Here is an 18,072-nt window from a genome sequence, read left to right on the forward strand (position 1 = left end):
TTGCCGCGGTTGTGTGTAAAATAAAGACATATACTAATCGCCGGGAGTTGCCCATGAACATTGAACCGAGTGTCATGAAAGAGCTTTTGAAGCTGGAATTGCTGAACAAATCTACTCTGCTATCCAATGGAAACACCAGTACCGGCAATGAGACCAGCGGAGGAACCTTCTCCGGAATGCTTCAGCAGCTGATGAACCCGTCCGCCGCCGCTGCCAATGAAGACGATGCGCCATCCTCCAAATCAGGAGTAAAAGGACAACTGGACGCATTGCTCGCAAAAAGCGGGTATTGGAGCCAAAATACGGCGGCAAGTAAGCCGACCGATTTCGAATCTTACATACAGCAGGCAAGCGGAAGATTTGGCGTACCGTCGAGTTTGGTCAAAGCGGTCATCCATGCCGAGTCGGCATTTAATCCGCAGGCGGTTTCGCGAGCCGGAGCTAAAGGGCTGATGCAGCTGATGGATGAAACGGGCCAAGGTTACGGCGTGACGGACCCTTTTGACCCGCTGCAAAATATTTCGGCCGGAACAGGGTTCCTGTCCCATCTGCTGGCTAAATACAACGGCAATGAAGGAATGGCCTTGGCCGCATATAATGCAGGGCCCGGGCGGGTAGATAAGCTTGGCATCGCCAATGACAACGAGTTGATGAGCAAGCTGCATCTTTTGCCGCAAGAAACCCAGCAATATATCGGTAAAGTGTTAGGTTTGAAGTCCAATTACCAATCAGACTTGTCATAGGACCTGATTTAAGCTTTAATGAAAAGAGGCTTAAAGATGGCCTTTTTTTCATGTTTTCATGAAAGTTTGCATTTACGGGGGATAGGAATGTTATATTTTGATTACGCCGCAACTACGCCTCCTTATGATGAAGTGGTCGATACGGTCGCGGAAGTGATGAGAACACATTACGGCAATCCCTCCTCTCTTCACCGGCTTGGAGTGGATGCAGAAGCGCTGATAGAGCGGGCGCGGCAGGCGATCGCACAAACGATCGGCGCAAGCGCGGCCGATATTTTGTTTACAGGCAGCGGTACGGAAAGCAACAATTTGGCCATATTCGGGGCTCTTCGCCGCAACGGCAACATAGGGCGGCATATTATAACGACTGCAATCGAACACGCTTCCGTTTACGAGACATTTCAAAGATTGGAAGCGGATGGCTTTCGCGTCACTTATTTGCCTGTCGATGAAACCGGCCAAATACGGATGAAAACACTTGAGGCCAGTTTATCCGAGGATACCGCATTAGTCAGCGTGATGTATGTCAACAATGAAATGGGACGTATTCAGCCGGTCGCACAGATCGGAGAACTGCTGCGCAGCTATCCGAAAGCGCTGTTCCATGTGGACGCGGTGCAGGCATACGGCAAGCTGGCTGTGCGGCCGAAGGAACTAGGCATCGATTTGATGTCGTGTTCCGCCCATAAACTTCGGGGGCCCAAAGGGACCGGTTTCCTATACTGCCGTTCCGGCCTCGAACTGGAGCCGCTGCTGCGTGGCGGCGGACAAGAACGGGGAGTGCGGTCGGGCACGGAAAATGTGCCGGCCATCGTGGGTATGGCCAAAGCGGCGCGGCTTGCCGATGAACGCAGGGAAACTTTTCTGGAGCAGACTCGCATGTTGCGCAAGATATTGGTTCAGGGAATCAGCCAAATCCCGGAGCTGCAAATAAACGGTTCGAAGCATGAAGAAGACATGGCTTCGCATATTGTTCATTTTTCTTATCCGGGTATGAAGTCGGAAGTTGTAGTACATGCTTTAGAACAACACGGGGTTTTCGTCTCGTCACGTTCGGCATGTTCTTCCCGGGAAACGGTTCCCAGCCGGGTGCTGACCGCAATGGGCTGCGATCGTGAGCACGCCATCAGCGGGTTGCGTATCAGCTATGGGCTGGAGCATTCGGTTCAGGACGCGGAAATGCTGCTTAGCGCGCTGAAGCGGGTTGTTATGCAGCTTAGCGGGACAACAGGACAGAGGAACAGACGGAGGTAAGACATGTTGCCCGACGGCATTGTAATCAGATTAGGTGAGCTGACTTTAAAAGGGCGGAATCGCCATCGTTTTGAGCATAAAATAGTAAAGGATATACGCAGAGTAACAAGAGCTTTCAGCAAAATCGTCATGGAGCAGCAGTTCGGCCGCGTTTATGTGACGTTAAACGGAGAACCGTACGAAGGGGTCGCGCAGGAACTCAAGAAGGTGTTTGGTCTCTCGTCGTTTAGTCCCGTTTATTATACGGAATCCGAACTGGATACGATCAGGAGCAAAGCGTTATCCTTGTTAACCAGCGAATCCGTCAAACCGGGCACATTTAAAGTGACCGTACGGCGCGCGGACAAAAACTTTCCTTACGATTCGCAGGAAATGAACCGCCTTGTCGGCGGGTATATCCTGCAGGCGGTGCCGGGATTAAAGGTGGACGTTCATCGGCCCGATGTGGATATTCGCGTCGAGCTTCGCGAGGACAGAGCTTTTGTGTATTCCAAGATGGTGGAAGGCACCGGCGGTTTCCCGCTGGGGACCAACGGCAAGGCGCTGCTAATGCTCTCCGGAGGGATCGACAGCCCGGTTGCCGGCTGGCTGGCGATGAAGCAGGGACTTGAGCTGGAGGCCATTCATTTTCACAGCTACCCTTATACCAGTGAAAGATCGCAAGAGAAGGTCAAGGATCTTGTCCGCAAACTGGCGGAATATGCGGGGCCGGTTACGCTGCATATGGTGCCTTTTACGGAAATACAAACCCGGCTGGTACAGGATTATAACGATAATTTGTTAATTACGATCATGAGAAGAACGATGTTCCGCATCGCCGAACAAATTGCAGGCAGCTGCGGGGCCATGGCGATCGTCACCGGCGAAAGCCTTGGTCAAGTGGCTAGCCAAACGCTGCCCAGTTTACATGCCATCGGCCAGTCGGTCAGCATTCCCGTGTTACAACCGCTGATTTTTACCGATAAACAGGATATTATTACGATAGCGGAGCAAATTGGAACTTATCCGATTTCCATACTGCCGCATGAAGATTGCTGCACCGTATTCCTGCCGCCGTCGCCCAGCACGAACCCGAATCTGAAAGTCGTACAGGCGATCGAACGCAGCCTGCCGTGGCTGCCCGAACTGATCGAGCAAACCGTGCAGCAAACGGAGGCGATTCAAGTGGGACCGGGCGAGCCGGACCGGTTTGAAAATTTATTTTAAAAAAGATGAAACCCTGGTCGCTCGTCCGCGTAATATTGAAATTGGAAGCGTAAAACAAGTTGTCACTTTGAACTAGGGAAAGGAAGCGTATCATGCTGGATTGGTTTTTATTGTTTTTGCAAATTATGCTCATTAATATTGTGTTAAGCGGAGATAACGCGGTTGTTATCGCCATGGCAAGTAAAAAGCTGCCGATTTCCCAGCGCAATAAAGCCATTTGGTGGGGAGCGTTTGGCGCTGTCGGGCTGCGCTTGATCCTGACGGTAGTAGCGGTGTATGTGTTAAGTGTGCCTTACATTCAGGCGGCAGGTTCGTTATTGCTGCTGTGGATCGCGGTTAAGCTGCTGATCGACGATGACAGCCACGCGAATGTGAAGGAAGCTTCTACGCTGGGCGGAGCCGTTTGGACGATTATTGTCGCAGACTTTGTCATGAGCTTGGATAATGTGCTTGCAATTGCCGCCAAAGCCGATAATGACCTGCTTGTCATCATTCTCGGGATTGGCTTAAGTATCCCGATTATCGTCTGGGGAAGTACGCTGGTCATGAATCTTCTGAACAAGTATCCGATTCTGATCTATATTGGCGCAGGGATCCTTGGATATACCGCAGGTGAAATGTTCATGAAAGACCATGCGGTCGTGGATTTCCTGTTCGGCAACTCGGAGATGGTTCATTGGATGATTCCGGCGGTAACGACCATTGCGGTCGTCTTGATCGGTGTGCTTAAGCGGCTTGCTTCCCGCAAAGCCAAACATGCTTAATATGGATACATAACCGGAACCGCCCGCTCGATAAGAGCAGGCGGTGTTTTGTTTTTCTGGCATTTTATTCATGGTTCGGATACACTATTTGTGAAAGAGTGTCGAATTTGGAGAGGAAAGGACGAATATAAAGATGCTGCGTAACCGTTATTCTATCGGGATTATCCTTATTGCGATCGCGGTTGTACTTTTGCTGGGCAAGGTGGGCGTGTTTTCTTTTCTGGGCTGGCTGCTCTGGCCTCTGCTTGTGCTGGCCGCGGGTGGTTTGCTACATTGGTTATATTTTGGGAAAATGCTTCCGGCTGCAGTCGTCATTCCCGGCGGGATGCTCATTACATACGCCGTTATGTTTTTTTTGTGCAATTTGTTTGGCTGGCACCTTATGAAGTATATTTGGCCGGGATTTATTTTTGGCGTTGCCGTGGGACTTTACGAATATCAGATGTTCGAACGTTTTGTTCCGCGAGGAGTGATGACCGCATCCATCGTGTTGGCTGTCGTATCGGCGGCATTGTTCGGAATGATGCTGCTGGTTACATTAGGCGTTTATTTTATCGTCATCGGGTTGCTGGTAGTGGGTATTGTGCTGATTACACGCCGTTCCAAAACATGGTGATTGTAAATATCATATAAATATTGGCTGATCTCCTTGCTTTTTGCGTAAAATATACGTATAGTACGAAAGTGGAGCTTATTTTGCTTAAATTAAACAAAGGGGTTTTATTATAAATGCATTCCAGAGATCACATACGCAATATTGCCATCATTGCTCACGTTGACCATGGCAAAACGACACTCGTAGATAAATTGCTGCAGCAATCCGGGACTTTCCGCGAGCACGAAGCCGTTCAAGAACGGGCTATGGATTCCAACGACTTGGAACGGGAACGCGGCATTACCATTCTGGCAAAAAATACGGCAATCCATTATAAAGATTTCTTGATCAATATCGTGGATACTCCCGGACACGCCGACTTCGGCGGAGAAGTGGAACGGATTATGAAAATGGTTGACGGCGTTTTGCTTGTTGTCGACGCGTTTGAAGGCACAATGCCGCAAACGAAGTTTGTTTTACGTAAAGCGCTGGAGCAGAACCTGACGCCAATCGTTGTCGTGAACAAAATCGACCGTCCTAACGCGCGTCCTGCCGAAGTGGTGGACGAGGTGCTTGACCTCTTCATCGAGTTGGGCGCCAATGACGATCAGCTGGAGTTTCCGGTCGTTTACGCATCTGCTTTGATGGGGACTTCAAGCTTGCATCCGGAACCGGAAAAGCAGGACTCCAACATGGAAGCTTTGTATGAAACGGTTGTCAGCCATATCCCTTCGCCAACGGAAGATGTGGATTTGCCGCTGCAATTTTTAGTCACGCTGATGGATTATAACGAATATTTGGGCCGTATCGGCATCGGCCGCGTCAATCGCGGTAAAATTCGCCAAGGCCAGCCGGTAGCGGTCATGACCCGCGAAGGCGGCATGAAACAAGCGCGGATTGAGAAGTTGTTTGGTTTCCAAGGTTTGAAGCGGGTTGAGATTGAAGAAGCCGGAGCCGGCGACATTATCGCTATTGCCGGGATTAAAGAAATCAATATCGGCGAAACGATTGCCGATCCGGCCAATCCGGAGGCATTGCCTGTTCTGAAAATCGACGAGCCGACGCTGCAAATGACTTTCCTCGTAAACAACAGTCCGTTTGCCGGCCGTGAAGGAAAATGGGTTACTTCCCGTAAGCTTCGTGAGCGTCTGTATAAAGAGCTGGAGACTGACGTATCCTTGCGTGTAGAAGACACCGACAGCCCGGACGCGTTTATCGTATCCGGACGCGGCGAGCTGCACTTGGGCATTCTGATCGAAAATATGCGCCGTGAAGGCTTTGAAATGCAAGTTTCCAAGCCGGAGGTTATTATCCGTGTAGTCGACGGTCAGAAGATGGAACCGGTCGAACGCCTTATTATCGACGTGCCGGAAGAAAGTATGGGTTCGGTTATGGAAAGCCTTGGCAGCCGTAAGGCGGAAATGGTGAACATGATCAATAATGGCAGCGGCAATGTGCGTCTGGAATTCCTGATCCCGGCCCGCGGATTGATCGGCTACCGGACGAATTTCCTGACGCTGACGCGTGGTTACGGTATTATGAACCATGCCTTCGACAGCTATGGTCCTTATGCCGGCAGCGGCGTAGGCGGCCGCCATGAAGGCGTGCTTGTGTCGAGCGAAAACGGCAGCGCGACGTTATACGGCATTTTGTCCATAGAGGACCGCGGCATCTTGTTCCTGGAGCCGGGTGCGGAAGTGTACGAAGGGATGATTGTTGGCGAGCATAACCGCGACAATGACATCATCGTTAACATTTGTAAAGAAAAGCAGCTGACCAACGTCCGCTCCGCAACAAAAGAAGATACGGTGAAGATGAAGACGCCACGTCTGTATTCGCTGGAGCAGGCTTTAGAATATTTGAACGATGACGAATATTGCGAAATTACGCCGAAATCGGTACGCTTGCGCAAAAAAATATTAAACAAAAGCGAACGTGAAAGAGCGGAGAAGCACCGCAAGATGGCGGAAGCGAACGCTTAAGCAAACGGATAGGAAGCGCCGGCCGATGCCAGCGCTTCTTTTTTTTGCCGGAAGATTGTTGTAAGATGAAAGCTGGACATAAATGAGAGAGGATGGGGCCGTAGTGTATGAGTGGTTTCGTCAGCATCCGTGGCTGGCCTTTGTACTGATTTATATTATGGTTGCTTATGTTTACAATAAAGTGTTCCGTACCCGCAAGCTGCCTGTACTGAAAAGTTTGATCGTTTATTTGCTGTTGGGTGTGGGCAGTGTGATGCTGCTGGTGTTCCAGGTTGACGCCGAACTGCCGATCGTCCCTTGTTTGGCGGTTGCGATCGGACTTATGTTTATGGTCCGAATCCGTTATTGGGTTCAGGACCGCGCCGCAAAAAAATAAGTCTGCACAGGAGGAGAAGGGGATGTCTGCATATTGGTTGACACCGCTAGTTCCCGGGAGCGGCGCCATATTGGGTTCCGAGCGTATCCGGCTGCAGCCGGAAGCGGAAGCGCAGCATTTTCGGCGCATATTGACAGCGCTGCATCCGCGGCTGCTGTTAAGTTTTAAAGCCAATCTGCTGTTGAGCGACGATGCTTTGTTGGCATGCGGGGTGGATGAGCTGCCCTTCTCTCTCGATAATGGCGAAGAGATTCATTTTACGACGGGGGATATGGAGTTGTCGCATTGCGCCGAAGCCTACATGGATCGTTTGCTTGGTATAGCTGAGTGCCAGTCGCTGTTGTCGCTGCTCGACAAGGATACTTTTGCCGAGCCGGTCAGCAGTTGGCTGTCGCTGATGATAGCATGGCTGAATCAAGGTTACCACGTAATGTTATTGCAAGAGGAGGGGACTTAAGGTGAATCTTCAGGATGCGCTGTTTAATTGGCTGCAAATCAAACTGGTTGCGGAAGGCCGGGAAGAGGATGGCGCGGCCCGCGATACGCTTGCTTTTTTTGAAGAAATATTGCGGGACGATCATAAGCTGAATTCCTTCCTAGTGGACCGTGCGGATGAAACGATGTATCACGTAAGGTACGAGCTGGACGGTAAAAGCAAAATCCAAATGTTCGACCGTGAACTCGCCGACCAGTTGCTTTCGGATATTAATTCCAATCCTAAATATAATGAATGACATAACTGTCCGGGACCCGCGATACAATAAGGATATATTGCGTGAAGGGAGTGTCACCGGATACATAAAATGCCTATTTGTACGAGGTTGCGCATCCGCTCAGTAGAAGCATGGATTCGGATATGATATAATTTTAGTGTAACAACATGCAGTTGCTTACGATGTCAGCATTGGCTTCACCAATGCTCAGCTTATGCTTTCGGAGTAGTTTTGCTATCGCAAAACTTGTAGGAGGAGATTTAATGGCAGAAACAATCACAGTTCTTTCGGAGCAATTATTTGCAGAACTGCAGGCAGAATCTTTTGCGCTGCTCAGCACCATCGATCATGAAAGCGGTGCGCCTAGCACCAATGCGATTTCCTGGCTTTTTGCCAAGGATTCGGGAACCGTGCGGTTTGCGCTGGATCAACGTTCCCGCATCGTGGCGAATATCCGCAAAAATCCGCTGGTCAACTTGACGTTTGTCGGCGCAGGTTCGGTCCATGCCATTTATGGCGAAGCCCGGGTGGCAGCGGAAACGCTTGAAGGCGTCCCGTTCAAACTTGCTTGCTTTGATATCGGCATCACTGCGGTGCGCGATGCGATGTTTTACGGCGCCCGTATTTCCGTTGCGCCTGAATATGAAAAAACCTACGATAAACGTGCGGCTGAGAAGCTGGACACGCAGGTGTTTGACGCCATGAAAAAAGCCTAGACTTTACAGTCGCAGGCTTTTTTTGTCTAATTTAGATATACGCCGGTTATAAATTAGGATCGCCCAGCTTTGGATTGGGCGGCGGATTCGACGTATCCCGCGGCATCTGCGGAACAATGCGGCCGATGATAGCGCCGAGCTCTTGGGCGAAACCGCTGATCGGTTTCCCGTTCATCGTCTGATCCCGCACGTTTTTGATTCTTTGCGCCAGATCCATATCCGCTGTGACAATCGCGTCGGCACCGTAAGGATCTTTGCGGAGCGCTTCGGCTACGGAATATTTAATGGTCCCGACATGGGCTCTATCGACATCGGGAGGAACATTGATTCCTACAACGGCCGTATTGCCGAATACGACGCAATTTGCGCCTTCTACCTGCGGGACGCTGTCGGCAAGCTGCTCCAAATGCCGGGCTACCGCTTGAGGGTCTGTTATCTGTTTTTTTTGCGGGGCGGTTTGCTTGACCTGTATCTGCCCGTTCGGATTACTACCTGGGGAGGAGGAAACTCCATTTTTCGCTGCCTGATTGCAGCCTGACAGCACTGCCAATAGCAGAATAACGAACACAGCTATCCTCATATACCATCGTTCCTTTCTATTCCTGAATTGCTTTGGTTAGTTTGTCCTAGCAGGATTCTTGGTATGCAAGCTGATAACCAAAAGGCAAGATGCCATGCTTTGAAAGCAAGCGTTTCTCGCGTATAGCTTAAGCAGAAGCTTACGAAGCAAACTTTCCGCTTACGGAAAGCTCACAGGAGGGGACTCATATGAGAAAAATTTATGTTTTGGATACAAATGTGCTTTTACAGGATCCAAACTCGATTTTTGCGTTTGAGGATAACGAAGTGGTTATACCTGCCATCGTGCTTGAAGAAATCGACTCGAAGAAACGGAATGCCGATGAAATCGGACGTAATGCCCGGCAAATTTCACGGATGCTCGATAATCTGCGGACAAGAGGCCGCATTCATGACGGAATTAAGCTGGACAACGGAGGCAAGCTCAAGGTAGAACTCAACCACCGCAGCTTTATGAAGCTCCAAGAGGTGTTTGGGGAAATAACAAGCGACAACCGCATTCTGGCGGTTGCATTAAATTATCATCTGGAAGAGCAGGAACAGACCGATCCAAGGCCGGTTATCATTGTCAGCAAAGATACGCTTGTACGTATCAAAGCGGATGTTCTCGGACTGCCGGCAGAAGATTATTTAACGGATCGGATCGTTAATGCCTCAGACATGTTTATGGGTTATTTGACACTTCGCGTTCATCCTTCCGTTATCGACGAATTTTATACGTACCGGTTTTTAAGCGTTCCTGCCCTGAATCTCGGTTACCCGCTGCATCCTCACGAATTTGTAATTTTGCGGGACGAGATGGGCACCTCGAAATCCGCTTTGTTGAAGGTAAATGCAGAGGGGAAAAAGCTGGAGCCGCTGTATTTAAGCAATGAGCCGATCTGGGGAATCGCAGCCCGCAATGCGCAGCAGCGGATGGCGCTGGAGCTGCTGCTGAGCGATGACATACCGCTTGTCACGTTAACCGGGAAAGCCGGAACAGGCAAGACGCTGCTTACGCTGGCGGCCGGTTTGATGAAGGTGGAGGATGACCGGAAATATAAAAAGCTGCTGATCGCAAGACCGGTAGTTCCAATGGGAAAAGATATCGGCTATTTACCGGGCGAGAAAGACGAGAAACTTCGTCCGTGGATGCAGCCGATTTACGATAATTTGGAGTTTTTATTTGACACGAAAAAACCGGGCGACATCGACAAGGTGCTTGCCGGTCTCGGCAGCATTCAGGTCGAAGCGCTCACTTATATACGCGGCCGTTCCATTCCCGGCCAGTTTATCATCATCGATGAAGCGCAGAACTTGTCCAAACATGAGGTGAAAACGATCGTTTCGCGGGTTGGAGAAGGCAGTAAAATCGTGCTGCTCGGCGATCCCGACCAGATCGATCATCCTTACTTGGACGCATCCAGCAACGGTTTGACTTATGTAGTCGAGAAATTTAAGGAGCAGCAGATCAGTGGACACATTACGCTGGAGCGTGGCGAACGCTCGCATCTGGCTCAGCTCGCCGCGGATTTATTGTAACGGACTTATTTATAGTTAATAATCAGTAAAAAGCCCCCGGGCCGCCAATCTCTAACAAAGAGATGCGGCGGCCCGGGGGCTTCTTTGCTTTACGTTTTCAATAAAAACCGTGATGTCTGCCCACATAATCGTAAAAATGTTTACGTATCCCCGATTTTTCCCAAGCGGCTGGGGAAATGAACAGCGGTAAATAAAAACGTTTAAGCATGGGTTGGACCCTCCTGTCGAATGGTATAGGTTAAGTAAATACGGTCCACCTTTATTATAGTCTAAAATTCGGATTTTTTGCATAAAAAAAGGCTTTAATAAACAACATAACTACTGGTAAATCAATCTAAATGAGGGGGCCTATGATGAATACGAAAATGCTGCTAGTCAACGTAATCGTGATCCTGCTGATCATCGCCGGGTTGGGAGCTGCGGTTTATTATTACAACCAGTCCGCCAATTACATAAGTACGGACAATGCTCATGTAGACGGACAACAGGTGACGATCGCGGCTACAACTTCGGGAAAGTTAACCGATTGGAGCGGTCAAGTGGGTAAAACGTTCAATTCCGGAGAACGCGTCGGCAGTGTGACATTGCTCGGACAGCCGACTCCAACAAAGGTGGACATTGAAGCCCCTGTCAGCGGAACGATCGTTCAACAATCCGTTGTGCCCAATTCGTTTGTGTCTGCAGGTTCCGCTCTAGCGCGCGCTTACGATTTGAACAGCTTGTGGGTCACGGCCAATATTGAGGAAAAGAACTTCAACAACGTGAAGCTGGGCCAAACGGTCGATGTATACGTCGATGCCTTTCCAGGTACGGTTCTGAGCGGCAGAGTGGACAAAATCGGGCTTACGACAACGGGAACGTTTTCCTTGATGCCTTCCTCCAATACCAACGCAAATTATACGAAGGTGGCGCAGGTGCTGCCCGTTACGATTGTGCTGGACGGCTATAAAGGTGTGGCATTGGCTCCGGGAATGAGCGTTACGGTACGTATTCATATTTAAGGGGGCCGGGAGATGGCGGAGAAGCAAGTTGCAGTCGGAGGAACGCTTGCCGTTTTGATGGTCGGCGCTTTCGTGACCATATTGAATCAAACGCTGCTGAATGTCGCGCTTCCGCATATGATGACAGACTTCAATATTTCCGCAACGACGGCGCAATGGCTGTCTACGGCGTATATGCTTGTCAATGGGGTGTTAATCCCTATATCGGCGTATCTGATCGCTACATTAGGCACCAAAAAGTTGTTTGTGCTGGCGATGAGTATATTCACGATCGGGTCGGTCGTCTGCGCGATCGCGCCGAATTTTTCGGTGATGCTGCTTGGCCGCGTGCTGCAGGCATGCGGGGCGGGAATCATGATGCCGCTTATCATGAGCGTGTTCCTGACGGTGTTTCCTCCTGAAAAAAGAGGCACGGCGATGGGCTCGATTGGTATTGTCATGATTTTTGCTCCGGCTGTGGGGCCAACGCTGGCCGGCTGGATCGTACAAAATTACACGTGGCGGATCTTGTTTATTATGGTGGTCCCGCTTGGATTATTGTCCGTGGCGTTAGGCTTTCGCTTTATTGCCAATATCATTAAGCCAAGCTTTCCGAAATTCGACGGCTGGGGTGCAGTGACCTCGACGCTTGGTTTCGGCGGCTTGTTGTACGGCTTCAGCGAAGCGGGCAGCAAGGGCTGGTCCAGCTTTGTGGTCATCGGTTTTCTGATTCTGGGGGCTATCTTTACGCTGATCTTCGTATTGAGGGAACTGAGAGTGGATCAGCCGCTGCTGGAAATGCGCGTGTTTCAATACAATATTTTTACGTTAACGACAATTATCGGAGCGGCGATCAATTTGACCATGTTTGGGGCGATGATCCTGCTGCCGATCTACTTGCAAAACATTCGCGGTTTTACGCCGCTTCAGTCCGGCTTGTTAATGCTTCCGGGAGCGCTGCTGATGGGGGTGATGTCGCCGATTTCAGGAGCCTTATTCGACAGAATAGGAGCCAGACCGCTGGCCATAGTGGGATTGATTATTACCGCTCTGACAACATGGGAATTTGGCAAGCTGACTTCCGAGAGCACATACGGGCATATATTAATGCTTTATACGGTGCGCAGCTTTGGCATGTCGCTGATCATGATGACCGTTCAAACGGCCGGTTTGAATCAAATTCCGCAGCAGCTCAGTTCTCACGCCACGGCGATGTCGAATACGATGCGGCAAATATCCGCTTCCATCGGCACGGCGCTGCTGGTTACCGTCATGTCTTCGCGTACGACGGTGCATATGGGCGATTACAGCAACAATATTACGTCAAACCAGCCGCAGATCGTGGACATGCTGGGAGGCCTTACAGCGGCGATGGCGGCCATGGCGGGAGTTCCCGTTCAAGCGGCGGAACCGCTGGCCATATCGACATTGTATGGCCTGGCTATGAAGGAAGCGACCATCAAAGGAATCAATGACGCATTTGTCGTCGCCACCATATTCGCTATCATTTCCTTGGTGCTGTCTTTGTTTATTTCCAACCCGAAGAAAAAACAGGCGCACAGCCTCCCTACCGCTAAAGCAGAACTCGTCGGTGAACCTGTCAAATGATTTAACGTTAAAGAAAGGGGCTTATTATGAAAATCTATGTTGTATACGACAGTGAAAACGGCCACACCGATGCGCTGGCGCAGTCCATTGCGGAAGGAGCCCGCCAAGCGGAAGGGGCTGAAGTGTGGATCCATCATGTGCATGAAGCGGACATCTATCAATTGGAGCAGATGGATGCGATCATCTGGGGCTGTCCCGGCCATTTCGGTTCGATCAGCGCGGGACTGAAAGCATGGATTGACCGGCTGGGGTATTTGTGGGCAAACGGGAAGCTGATCGGCAAGCTGGGCGCTGTATTTTGTACGACGGCGACGATCCATGGAGGGATTGAAACGACCCTCCTGAACCTGATAACGCCCATGCTGCACCAGGGAATGATTATCGTCGGATTGCCGGGGAACATTAAGGAGAACGCGCTTTACGGGTCTTATTACGGGGTAGGCGTGAGCTGCCCGGTGGAGTTGTCGCCGGCCGATCCCCCCAATTTGCCGACGGCAAACGATTTGGCGCTTGGCCGGGCGCTGGGCAGACGGGTGGCGGAGCTCGCCAAAAAATTGCATTAACTACAAAACATCGGGCGGGGCAGGTGAAAAAACATAATGTTGTATACAATTATAGCGGTTGTAGTGGTCGCAATTATTTTTTTGGTCGTCTACAATATGCGGGCGGCTAAGAAGGGCAATTCCCAAGCGAACATGGCTCGAAAACCGACGGCAGATGCCGAGCCGAAGATGGACAAGGTGCAGGCCGAGAGCGTACAGGTCAAACCGGAGCAGGGTGAGCCGGTTTTACAAGCGGAGCCAAGCCAGCCTGACCGTACGGAAACGGCCAGCGGCGGTGAGATGACGGCCCAAGAAAGCGGCCCTAACCGGCAGCAAGCGGTTAAAGGTTATAAAAAACATAACGACAACCAATACAGACAAGCTTTGCGCCAGTTCTCCACCCAAGAGGAGAGCGTCGGCAAAGAGGATGCTTCGATTCCTGAAGCGCCGGTCATGAACAAAGACGACGATTTCCGGGAAGCGCTGCGTTCGATTTCCAAACAAGACTAAATCTTGCCGCGGCCGCCCTATGCAAGTGTAAAAGAGAGGAGGATACCCGATGGCAGATCAGTTCGCAAACGAGGAACAGGATTTGGAAGCGATGAACAGCGACGAACAGTTTAGGCAAGCCATCAGAAATTTTGCAGGCATGGATGTGGAACAGTTGAACCCGCAGCAGCCAGCGGATGAGGAGCAAGATCAGCTGCTGTAAGGGCGCCGCGGCCCAATATCAGTCGATAAGCTGAATGCTGCAGTTATACGCCTTAGCGATGCCGCTCATCAGATCCGCCAAATGCGCTTCGACGGCATAATAAGATTCGCCGTTTCTTGTGGACCGCGCTTGCAGATGCTCCTCCATCTGCAGCAAGGCAAGCCGGCGGTTGTCTTCCGTCCCTTCCGAAAGACGGAACAAAAGGATCTGGTCCGCATAGACATATGCATGTTCGAGGCGAGTGACCAGACCGAAGTCGGTAAACGTTGGAGCCAGCTCGGTTCCGGCATCAAGCAGAATCAGCTCAAGTTCTTCGTATTCGACATGGTATTTGTTCATGATACCGCCCGCCTCATCGCGAATAAGCGGCTCGTCGTAGATAAGCAAATCTTTGTCCCGATCGAAGGGCGGCGCGTCTGCCGCCAGCGCTTTTACAATCTGAGCGTAAAATCCGGGACGCTTGGCGTCCGGCAGATCCATTATCAAAGCGTACATTCGTTTCAATGGGTGCACCAGCCTTTTCAAGTCTAAAGGGCGAATTTGAGTTGTATGCTGAGTTTTCCTTCTTCCATCGACATGCCTGTCACCTGCAGGAAGGAGGCGAGTTTCTGCGGATAAATGCCGAGATCGAAATCTTTCTCCAGCGAGGAAATCGTCGTTTGCGGCAGCTGGAAGCCGTTAAACAGCAGCTCATCGACCACAAAAAGTATCGCATTTTTGTTTTTTTGCGAGTCTATGACGTAATGGCCTTTGATCGATATGGCGGTATCGTCTTGTTTGCCTTCGGCAACGACCTTTTGTCCGGTAAACCGAAAGGACATATTTTCGAAAAGCTTATTTTTTTGGCGTAGGAAAAGGTTCAGCTCCTGGTCGGTGATTTGGAACGTCTGATTAAAGCCGTTTAAAATCAGGTTGGAGTTTTTGCCGTTGCCTGCCGTAGCCAGTTCGGGAAGCTGCTTCATGGCTTCGGCCAGCGCTTGAAAATAAGTTCGAAACAGCGGGACGCCCTTATCCTGCCAGTCCTGGGTCAAGTCCTTGATTTGCTGCTGCAGCTGTTTCGGCTCCTGTTGCTTGGCGAGCTCTTCGTCAAGCTGCTTCTGGAGCACAACGATCTGATCTTTTTGCGTTATGTAACGGGTTTTCGTCTGATCCAAATCCGCTTGAGATTGCTCAAGCTGCACGCGCAGCCGGTTTAATTCTTTTATTTTATCGGCAAACTGCTGTAGTGAACGGTGGTCGTTATTGATGATCATACTTAAATATTCCAGCGTTGTCAGCGCATCGGATAAAGAATCGACAGAAAACAGCAGCATCCAGATCGCATCCCGGTCCCCGATATAATAAGCGCGCAGCACTTGGGCCGCATGCGCTCTCATCTGCTCCGTTTGGGATTGTTGATCGATCATATTTTGCTTGATTTCGTTTTGTTGGCCTTGCAAACGTTGTTGCTCGGCATCGATGCGGGCCAATTCCTGATCGATTTCGTATAAGGTCAGCCCTTTTTGCAGCACGCTATTCGCTTCGTTCAGGCCGGTCTCGGCCGCTGCACCAAGAGGCAGCAGACCGAGCACACAGCACATCAATATCATCCACGCAGCCCGGTAACGGTTTCTCATCCCAAGCTCCTCCATATTTTGTCTGCTGCTCATTGCTCCCCGTAAACAAATGCCTAATCTTATGAAGCTGTGCAAAAGCCGCCGCCGCTAAAACGGATAACCGCAGCGCAAAGGCGTTCATCTGGCTGATGAAACTTTTGCTTTAAGACAAGATACTCGGGTTCTCAATAAGCTTATCATATTCGCAGTCAAAACATGACTGAAAAATCGGATTTGTCCGAAACGCTACATGTAAATATGAGGCGAAGGCTGGTTTTGGCCTTCGGTCATCCAATCTCCCGGAACTTGGGCAATGAGTTTCTTTGCGGCTTCTTCCTCCTGCAGCCCAATCCATCCCTCTATAAGTTCGCTTATGACGTCGCCGGCCTTGGCTGGAAGTTGATGAGGCATATCTTTGACAAAATAAAGCGTCGGATGGCGCAAGCCGTTATGCAGCAGACGGGCGTATTTGCGGAATGCCGCATCTTTTTCCCCGTAAATCAGCAGCATCGGTGCTTTAATCTCCTTCAGACGGTGCGTGCAGCGGTATTTGCCGCTGTATTTGAAGTATTCCGCCGCATTCCGGGGATCTCCTTTTATCGACGATGCATACAAATTTTTGAATGTAATCGGCATATCCGCATTGCCTGCCGTAATTGCCGCAGAGAGCAGCTTATGCGCATTGAACTGAGCGAACTGTGTCGCCAGCCATATTCGGCTTGATGTGATCCAATCGCTTGCCTCCGACATGGCGCTGACCATAATGCCGCCAAGGAACTTTTGCGGATACGTCAGCATCGCTTCCAGAGCCACCGACCCTCCGGTTGAATAACCGCAAATATAAGCTTGTTCAACATCAAGATAGTCAAGCAGCTGTTTAATATCCTCCGCGATTAAAGGATAGGTCAGAGGGGCCTCCGACAAGGCGCTCTCGCCGTGCCCGCGAATATCGAATATAATGACTTTATGGTCAAAGGACAGCTGGACCATCTGGTACGTGAAAATTTTGCCCGACAAAAGCGGAGGGTGCACAAAAATAATCGGCGGCCCTTCTCCTTGAGTATGATAATGGAGCCGTGTCCCGTTGACTTTGGCAAAGGGCATAAAAAGTCACCTCGCAGAGATATAAGTTCATCTATAGTTTCTCCGCGGCGGACAAGGCCATGCTCACAAAAAAATTCCCATGCCGTGGCATGGGAACAACATGGGACGCTGAAGCTCGAAATGTTTTTATGGCGCGCCTAACAGCCAGTAGGCGTCAAGGCTGCTTGGACGGTGCCGCCGGCAGGTTTAGCGGTTTGGCATCGGCTGGAACGGGCATTTCAAACGCAGGAGACGTGTTCACATCGGATATATACTGCCGCAGTTCCACATGTTGTTGTTCCGGCTTGCCTGAGGACTGTTTCAAGGTGAAATACAGCTGGTACCGCTGTTCGCGGATGAATCCTTTCTCGTCTACGGCAAAACTTAAGCTGCTTGGCGCTTGAAGTTCGATTTGTCCGGGGTTGATAAGTCCGGCTGCCCAGCCGTTGGTTTTCAGCCATTCGGTCATCCCGGGTACGGCGGCATTCAGTGCCGTATTTAACTCCTTGGCATTGCTTTCGTTCATTTCAATCGTATACTGCCGTGCAGATGATTGGTCCGGGAGCGTGACGGGCTCTTTGGTTTGATTCACCCATTTGGCGTCGACCGCGCCCAGCACTTGCTTTAACAAGGCGGACATCAAATCTTCGGAACCGCTCAGTTTGCCGGTTTGGTTTCCGGTTATTTTAGACATATCCAAGACCGAGAATTCGCCATTTTTATGGATCGGCGGCAAGCTGAAGTACCATTTGCCGTCCTTAAACAGGGCGGGAATTTCCATGGATGTATTGCCGGCATTTTCCGGAGTGATTTTCAAGGTTGTTTCCATGCGTGGTTCGGAGCTGGAAACACCTTTCCATTCCAGCTTGCTTGTTTTTACAAATGAAAGCAGGGCGGTTGTCAGCGGAGCGGACGGATCGGCGTTCAGGTGCAGATTTAATAGGGCGGAACCTTCAAACCGGTAGCTGGCCAGCTCCGATTGTTTGGCCGCGGCGGTCAGCAGATCGGATTTAATTTTGGCATGATCGGTGCAAGCGGAAGCAAGCAGCCCTAAACTTATAATTGCGGCTAGTATTGCCGATTTCTTCAACATAATGTTTGAC

General features: G+C 50.5%; 21 protein-coding genes. 16 read left to right on the plus strand and 5 right to left on the minus strand.

Going from position 1 to position 18,072, the window contains the following annotated elements:
- The first annotated feature begins 53 nt into the window (after nucleotides 1–53).
- The 10 genes from EYB31_RS14620 (at nucleotide 54) to EYB31_RS14665 (ending at nucleotide 8,349) form a co-directional block, all read left to right on the plus strand.
- Nucleotides 54–743, plus strand: coding sequence for a lytic transglycosylase domain-containing protein (locus tag EYB31_RS14620; protein WP_131014096.1), 690 nt, complete (start codon nucleotides 54–56; stop codon nucleotides 741–743).
- Between the two features lie 87 nt (nucleotides 744–830).
- Nucleotides 831–1,997 carry a cysteine desulfurase family protein gene (locus EYB31_RS14625; protein WP_131014097.1) on the plus strand — a complete coding sequence of 389 codons (1,167 nt, stop codon included), beginning with the start codon at nucleotides 831–833 and terminating at the stop codon, nucleotides 1,995–1,997.
- Nucleotides 1,998–2,000: 3 nt separating this feature from the next.
- On the plus strand, nucleotides 2,001–3,203 hold the full coding sequence (thiI, locus tag EYB31_RS14630) for a tRNA uracil 4-sulfurtransferase ThiI (RefSeq protein WP_131014098.1): 1,203 nt from the start codon (nucleotides 2,001–2,003) through the stop codon (nucleotides 3,201–3,203).
- A 92-nt stretch (nucleotides 3,204–3,295) separates the two neighbouring features.
- A complete protein-coding gene (locus EYB31_RS14635; RefSeq protein WP_131014099.1) occupies nucleotides 3,296–3,967 on the plus strand; it encodes a TerC family protein in 672 nt (223 codons plus the stop codon).
- A 133-nt stretch (nucleotides 3,968–4,100) separates the two neighbouring features.
- Nucleotides 4,101–4,583 (plus strand): hypothetical protein, encoded by a 483-nt coding sequence (locus EYB31_RS14640; RefSeq protein WP_131014100.1) that lies wholly within the window; start codon nucleotides 4,101–4,103, stop codon nucleotides 4,581–4,583.
- A 113-nt stretch (nucleotides 4,584–4,696) separates the two neighbouring features.
- Complete coding sequence (typA, locus tag EYB31_RS14645) at nucleotides 4,697–6,544, plus strand: translational GTPase TypA (protein ID WP_131014101.1); 1,848 nt, start codon at nucleotides 4,697–4,699, stop codon at nucleotides 6,542–6,544.
- 103 nt (nucleotides 6,545–6,647) lie between these two features.
- Nucleotides 6,648–6,920, plus strand: coding sequence for a YlaH-like family protein (locus EYB31_RS14650; RefSeq protein ID WP_131014334.1), 273 nt, complete (start codon nucleotides 6,648–6,650; stop codon nucleotides 6,918–6,920).
- A gap of 22 nt (nucleotides 6,921–6,942) precedes the next feature.
- Nucleotides 6,943–7,377, plus strand: coding sequence for a hypothetical protein (locus EYB31_RS14655; RefSeq protein ID WP_131014102.1), 435 nt, complete (start codon nucleotides 6,943–6,945; stop codon nucleotides 7,375–7,377).
- Nucleotide 7,378: 1 nt separating this feature from the next.
- On the plus strand, nucleotides 7,379–7,654 hold the full coding sequence (locus EYB31_RS14660) for a hypothetical protein (RefSeq protein ID WP_131014103.1): 276 nt from the start codon (nucleotides 7,379–7,381) through the stop codon (nucleotides 7,652–7,654).
- Between the two features lie 242 nt (nucleotides 7,655–7,896).
- Complete coding sequence (locus tag EYB31_RS14665; protein ID WP_131014104.1) at nucleotides 7,897–8,349, plus strand: pyridoxamine 5'-phosphate oxidase family protein; 453 nt, start codon at nucleotides 7,897–7,899, stop codon at nucleotides 8,347–8,349.
- Nucleotides 8,350–8,395: 46 nt separating this feature from the next.
- Here the strand turns inward: EYB31_RS14665 and EYB31_RS14670 are convergent, their stop codons facing one another.
- Nucleotides 8,396–8,929: a YhcN/YlaJ family sporulation lipoprotein gene (locus tag EYB31_RS14670; protein ID WP_131014105.1), complete on the minus strand. Its 534-nt coding sequence runs from the start codon at nucleotides 8,927–8,929 to the stop codon at nucleotides 8,396–8,398.
- A gap of 188 nt (nucleotides 8,930–9,117) precedes the next feature.
- Between EYB31_RS14670 and EYB31_RS14675 the strand changes: the two genes are divergently transcribed.
- From EYB31_RS14675 to EYB31_RS40230, 6 genes are all read left to right on the plus strand, one after another.
- Complete coding sequence (locus EYB31_RS14675; RefSeq protein WP_131014106.1) at nucleotides 9,118–10,449, plus strand: PhoH family protein; 1,332 nt, start codon at nucleotides 9,118–9,120, stop codon at nucleotides 10,447–10,449.
- A gap of 353 nt (nucleotides 10,450–10,802) precedes the next feature.
- Nucleotides 10,803–11,450, plus strand: coding sequence for an efflux RND transporter periplasmic adaptor subunit (locus EYB31_RS14680; protein ID WP_131014335.1), 648 nt, complete (start codon nucleotides 10,803–10,805; stop codon nucleotides 11,448–11,450).
- Between the two features lie 12 nt (nucleotides 11,451–11,462).
- On the plus strand, nucleotides 11,463–13,037 hold the full coding sequence (locus EYB31_RS14685) for a DHA2 family efflux MFS transporter permease subunit (RefSeq protein ID WP_131014107.1): 1,575 nt from the start codon (nucleotides 11,463–11,465) through the stop codon (nucleotides 13,035–13,037).
- Nucleotides 13,038–13,063: 26 nt separating this feature from the next.
- On the plus strand, nucleotides 13,064–13,600 hold the full coding sequence (locus tag EYB31_RS14690) for an NAD(P)H-dependent oxidoreductase (RefSeq protein WP_131014108.1): 537 nt from the start codon (nucleotides 13,064–13,066) through the stop codon (nucleotides 13,598–13,600).
- A gap of 36 nt (nucleotides 13,601–13,636) precedes the next feature.
- Nucleotides 13,637–14,089 carry a hypothetical protein gene (locus tag EYB31_RS14695; RefSeq protein WP_131014109.1) on the plus strand — a complete coding sequence of 151 codons (453 nt, stop codon included), beginning with the start codon at nucleotides 13,637–13,639 and terminating at the stop codon, nucleotides 14,087–14,089.
- A 49-nt stretch (nucleotides 14,090–14,138) separates the two neighbouring features.
- Complete coding sequence (locus EYB31_RS40230) at nucleotides 14,139–14,291, plus strand: hypothetical protein (protein ID WP_165452433.1); 153 nt, start codon at nucleotides 14,139–14,141, stop codon at nucleotides 14,289–14,291.
- Between the two features lie 18 nt (nucleotides 14,292–14,309).
- Here EYB31_RS40230 and EYB31_RS14700 read toward each other — a convergent pair whose 3' ends face one another.
- The 4 genes from EYB31_RS14700 to EYB31_RS14715 form a co-directional block, all read right to left on the minus strand.
- Complete coding sequence (locus tag EYB31_RS14700) at nucleotides 14,310–14,786, minus strand: hypothetical protein (RefSeq protein WP_131014110.1); 477 nt, start codon at nucleotides 14,784–14,786, stop codon at nucleotides 14,310–14,312.
- A gap of 32 nt (nucleotides 14,787–14,818) precedes the next feature.
- A complete protein-coding gene (locus EYB31_RS14705) occupies nucleotides 14,819–15,940 on the minus strand; it encodes a coiled-coil domain-containing protein (protein WP_131014111.1) in 1,122 nt (373 codons plus the stop codon).
- Between the two features lie 192 nt (nucleotides 15,941–16,132).
- The gene (locus EYB31_RS14710; RefSeq protein WP_131014112.1) at nucleotides 16,133–16,990 is read right to left on the minus strand and encodes an alpha/beta fold hydrolase; all 858 of its coding nucleotides are present in this window, start codon (nucleotides 16,988–16,990) and stop codon (nucleotides 16,133–16,135) included.
- A 154-nt stretch (nucleotides 16,991–17,144) separates the two neighbouring features.
- Nucleotides 17,145–18,062, minus strand: a complete 918-nt coding sequence (locus EYB31_RS14715; RefSeq protein WP_131014113.1) for a hypothetical protein — start codon at nucleotides 18,060–18,062, stop codon at nucleotides 17,145–17,147.
- Nucleotides 18,063–18,072 lie beyond the last annotated feature (10 nt).

The organism is Paenibacillus thalictri (genome assembly GCF_004307995.1).
Taxonomy (GTDB): domain Bacteria; phylum Bacillota; class Bacilli; order Paenibacillales; family NBRC-103111; genus Paenibacillus_AF; species Paenibacillus_AF thalictri.

Bases quoted from the DNA above. Each gene is read 5' to 3' on its own strand.
- EYB31_RS14655 (WP_131014102.1), top strand. From the start codon at position 6,943: ATGTCTGCATATTGGTTGACACCGCTAGTTCCCGGGAGCGGCGCCATA.
- EYB31_RS14640 (WP_131014100.1), top strand. From the start codon at position 4,101: ATGCTGCGTAACCGTTATTCTATCGGGATTATCCTTATTGCGATCGCG.
- EYB31_RS14680 (WP_131014335.1), top strand. From the start codon at position 10,803: ATGAATACGAAAATGCTGCTAGTCAACGTAATCGTGATCCTGCTGATC.
- EYB31_RS14620 (WP_131014096.1), top strand. From the start codon at position 54: ATGAACATTGAACCGAGTGTCATGAAAGAGCTTTTGAAGCTGGAATTG.
- EYB31_RS14705 (WP_131014111.1), bottom strand. From the start codon at position 15,940: ATGAGCAGCAGACAAAATATGGAGGAGCTTGGGATGAGAAACCGTTAC.
- EYB31_RS14665 (WP_131014104.1), top strand. From the start codon at position 7,897: ATGGCAGAAACAATCACAGTTCTTTCGGAGCAATTATTTGCAGAACTG.
- EYB31_RS14685 (WP_131014107.1), top strand. From the start codon at position 11,463: ATGGCGGAGAAGCAAGTTGCAGTCGGAGGAACGCTTGCCGTTTTGATG.
- EYB31_RS14695 (WP_131014109.1), top strand. From the start codon at position 13,637: ATGTTGTATACAATTATAGCGGTTGTAGTGGTCGCAATTATTTTTTTG.
- EYB31_RS14710 (WP_131014112.1), bottom strand. From the start codon at position 16,990: ATGCCCTTTGCCAAAGTCAACGGGACACGGCTCCATTATCATACTCAA.
- EYB31_RS14625 (WP_131014097.1), top strand. From the start codon at position 831: ATGTTATATTTTGATTACGCCGCAACTACGCCTCCTTATGATGAAGTG.
- EYB31_RS14700 (WP_131014110.1), bottom strand. From the start codon at position 14,786: ATGTACGCTTTGATAATGGATCTGCCGGACGCCAAGCGTCCCGGATTT.
- EYB31_RS14715 (WP_131014113.1), bottom strand. From the start codon at position 18,062: ATGTTGAAGAAATCGGCAATACTAGCCGCAATTATAAGTTTAGGGCTG.
- EYB31_RS40230 (WP_165452433.1), top strand. From the start codon at position 14,139: ATGGCAGATCAGTTCGCAAACGAGGAACAGGATTTGGAAGCGATGAAC.
- EYB31_RS14635 (WP_131014099.1), top strand. From the start codon at position 3,296: ATGCTGGATTGGTTTTTATTGTTTTTGCAAATTATGCTCATTAATATT.
- thiI (WP_131014098.1), top strand. From the start codon at position 2,001: ATGTTGCCCGACGGCATTGTAATCAGATTAGGTGAGCTGACTTTAAAA.
- typA (WP_131014101.1), top strand. From the start codon at position 4,697: ATGCATTCCAGAGATCACATACGCAATATTGCCATCATTGCTCACGTT.
- EYB31_RS14670 (WP_131014105.1), bottom strand. From the start codon at position 8,929: ATGAGGATAGCTGTGTTCGTTATTCTGCTATTGGCAGTGCTGTCAGGC.
- EYB31_RS14690 (WP_131014108.1), top strand. From the start codon at position 13,064: ATGAAAATCTATGTTGTATACGACAGTGAAAACGGCCACACCGATGCG.
- EYB31_RS14675 (WP_131014106.1), top strand. From the start codon at position 9,118: ATGAGAAAAATTTATGTTTTGGATACAAATGTGCTTTTACAGGATCCA.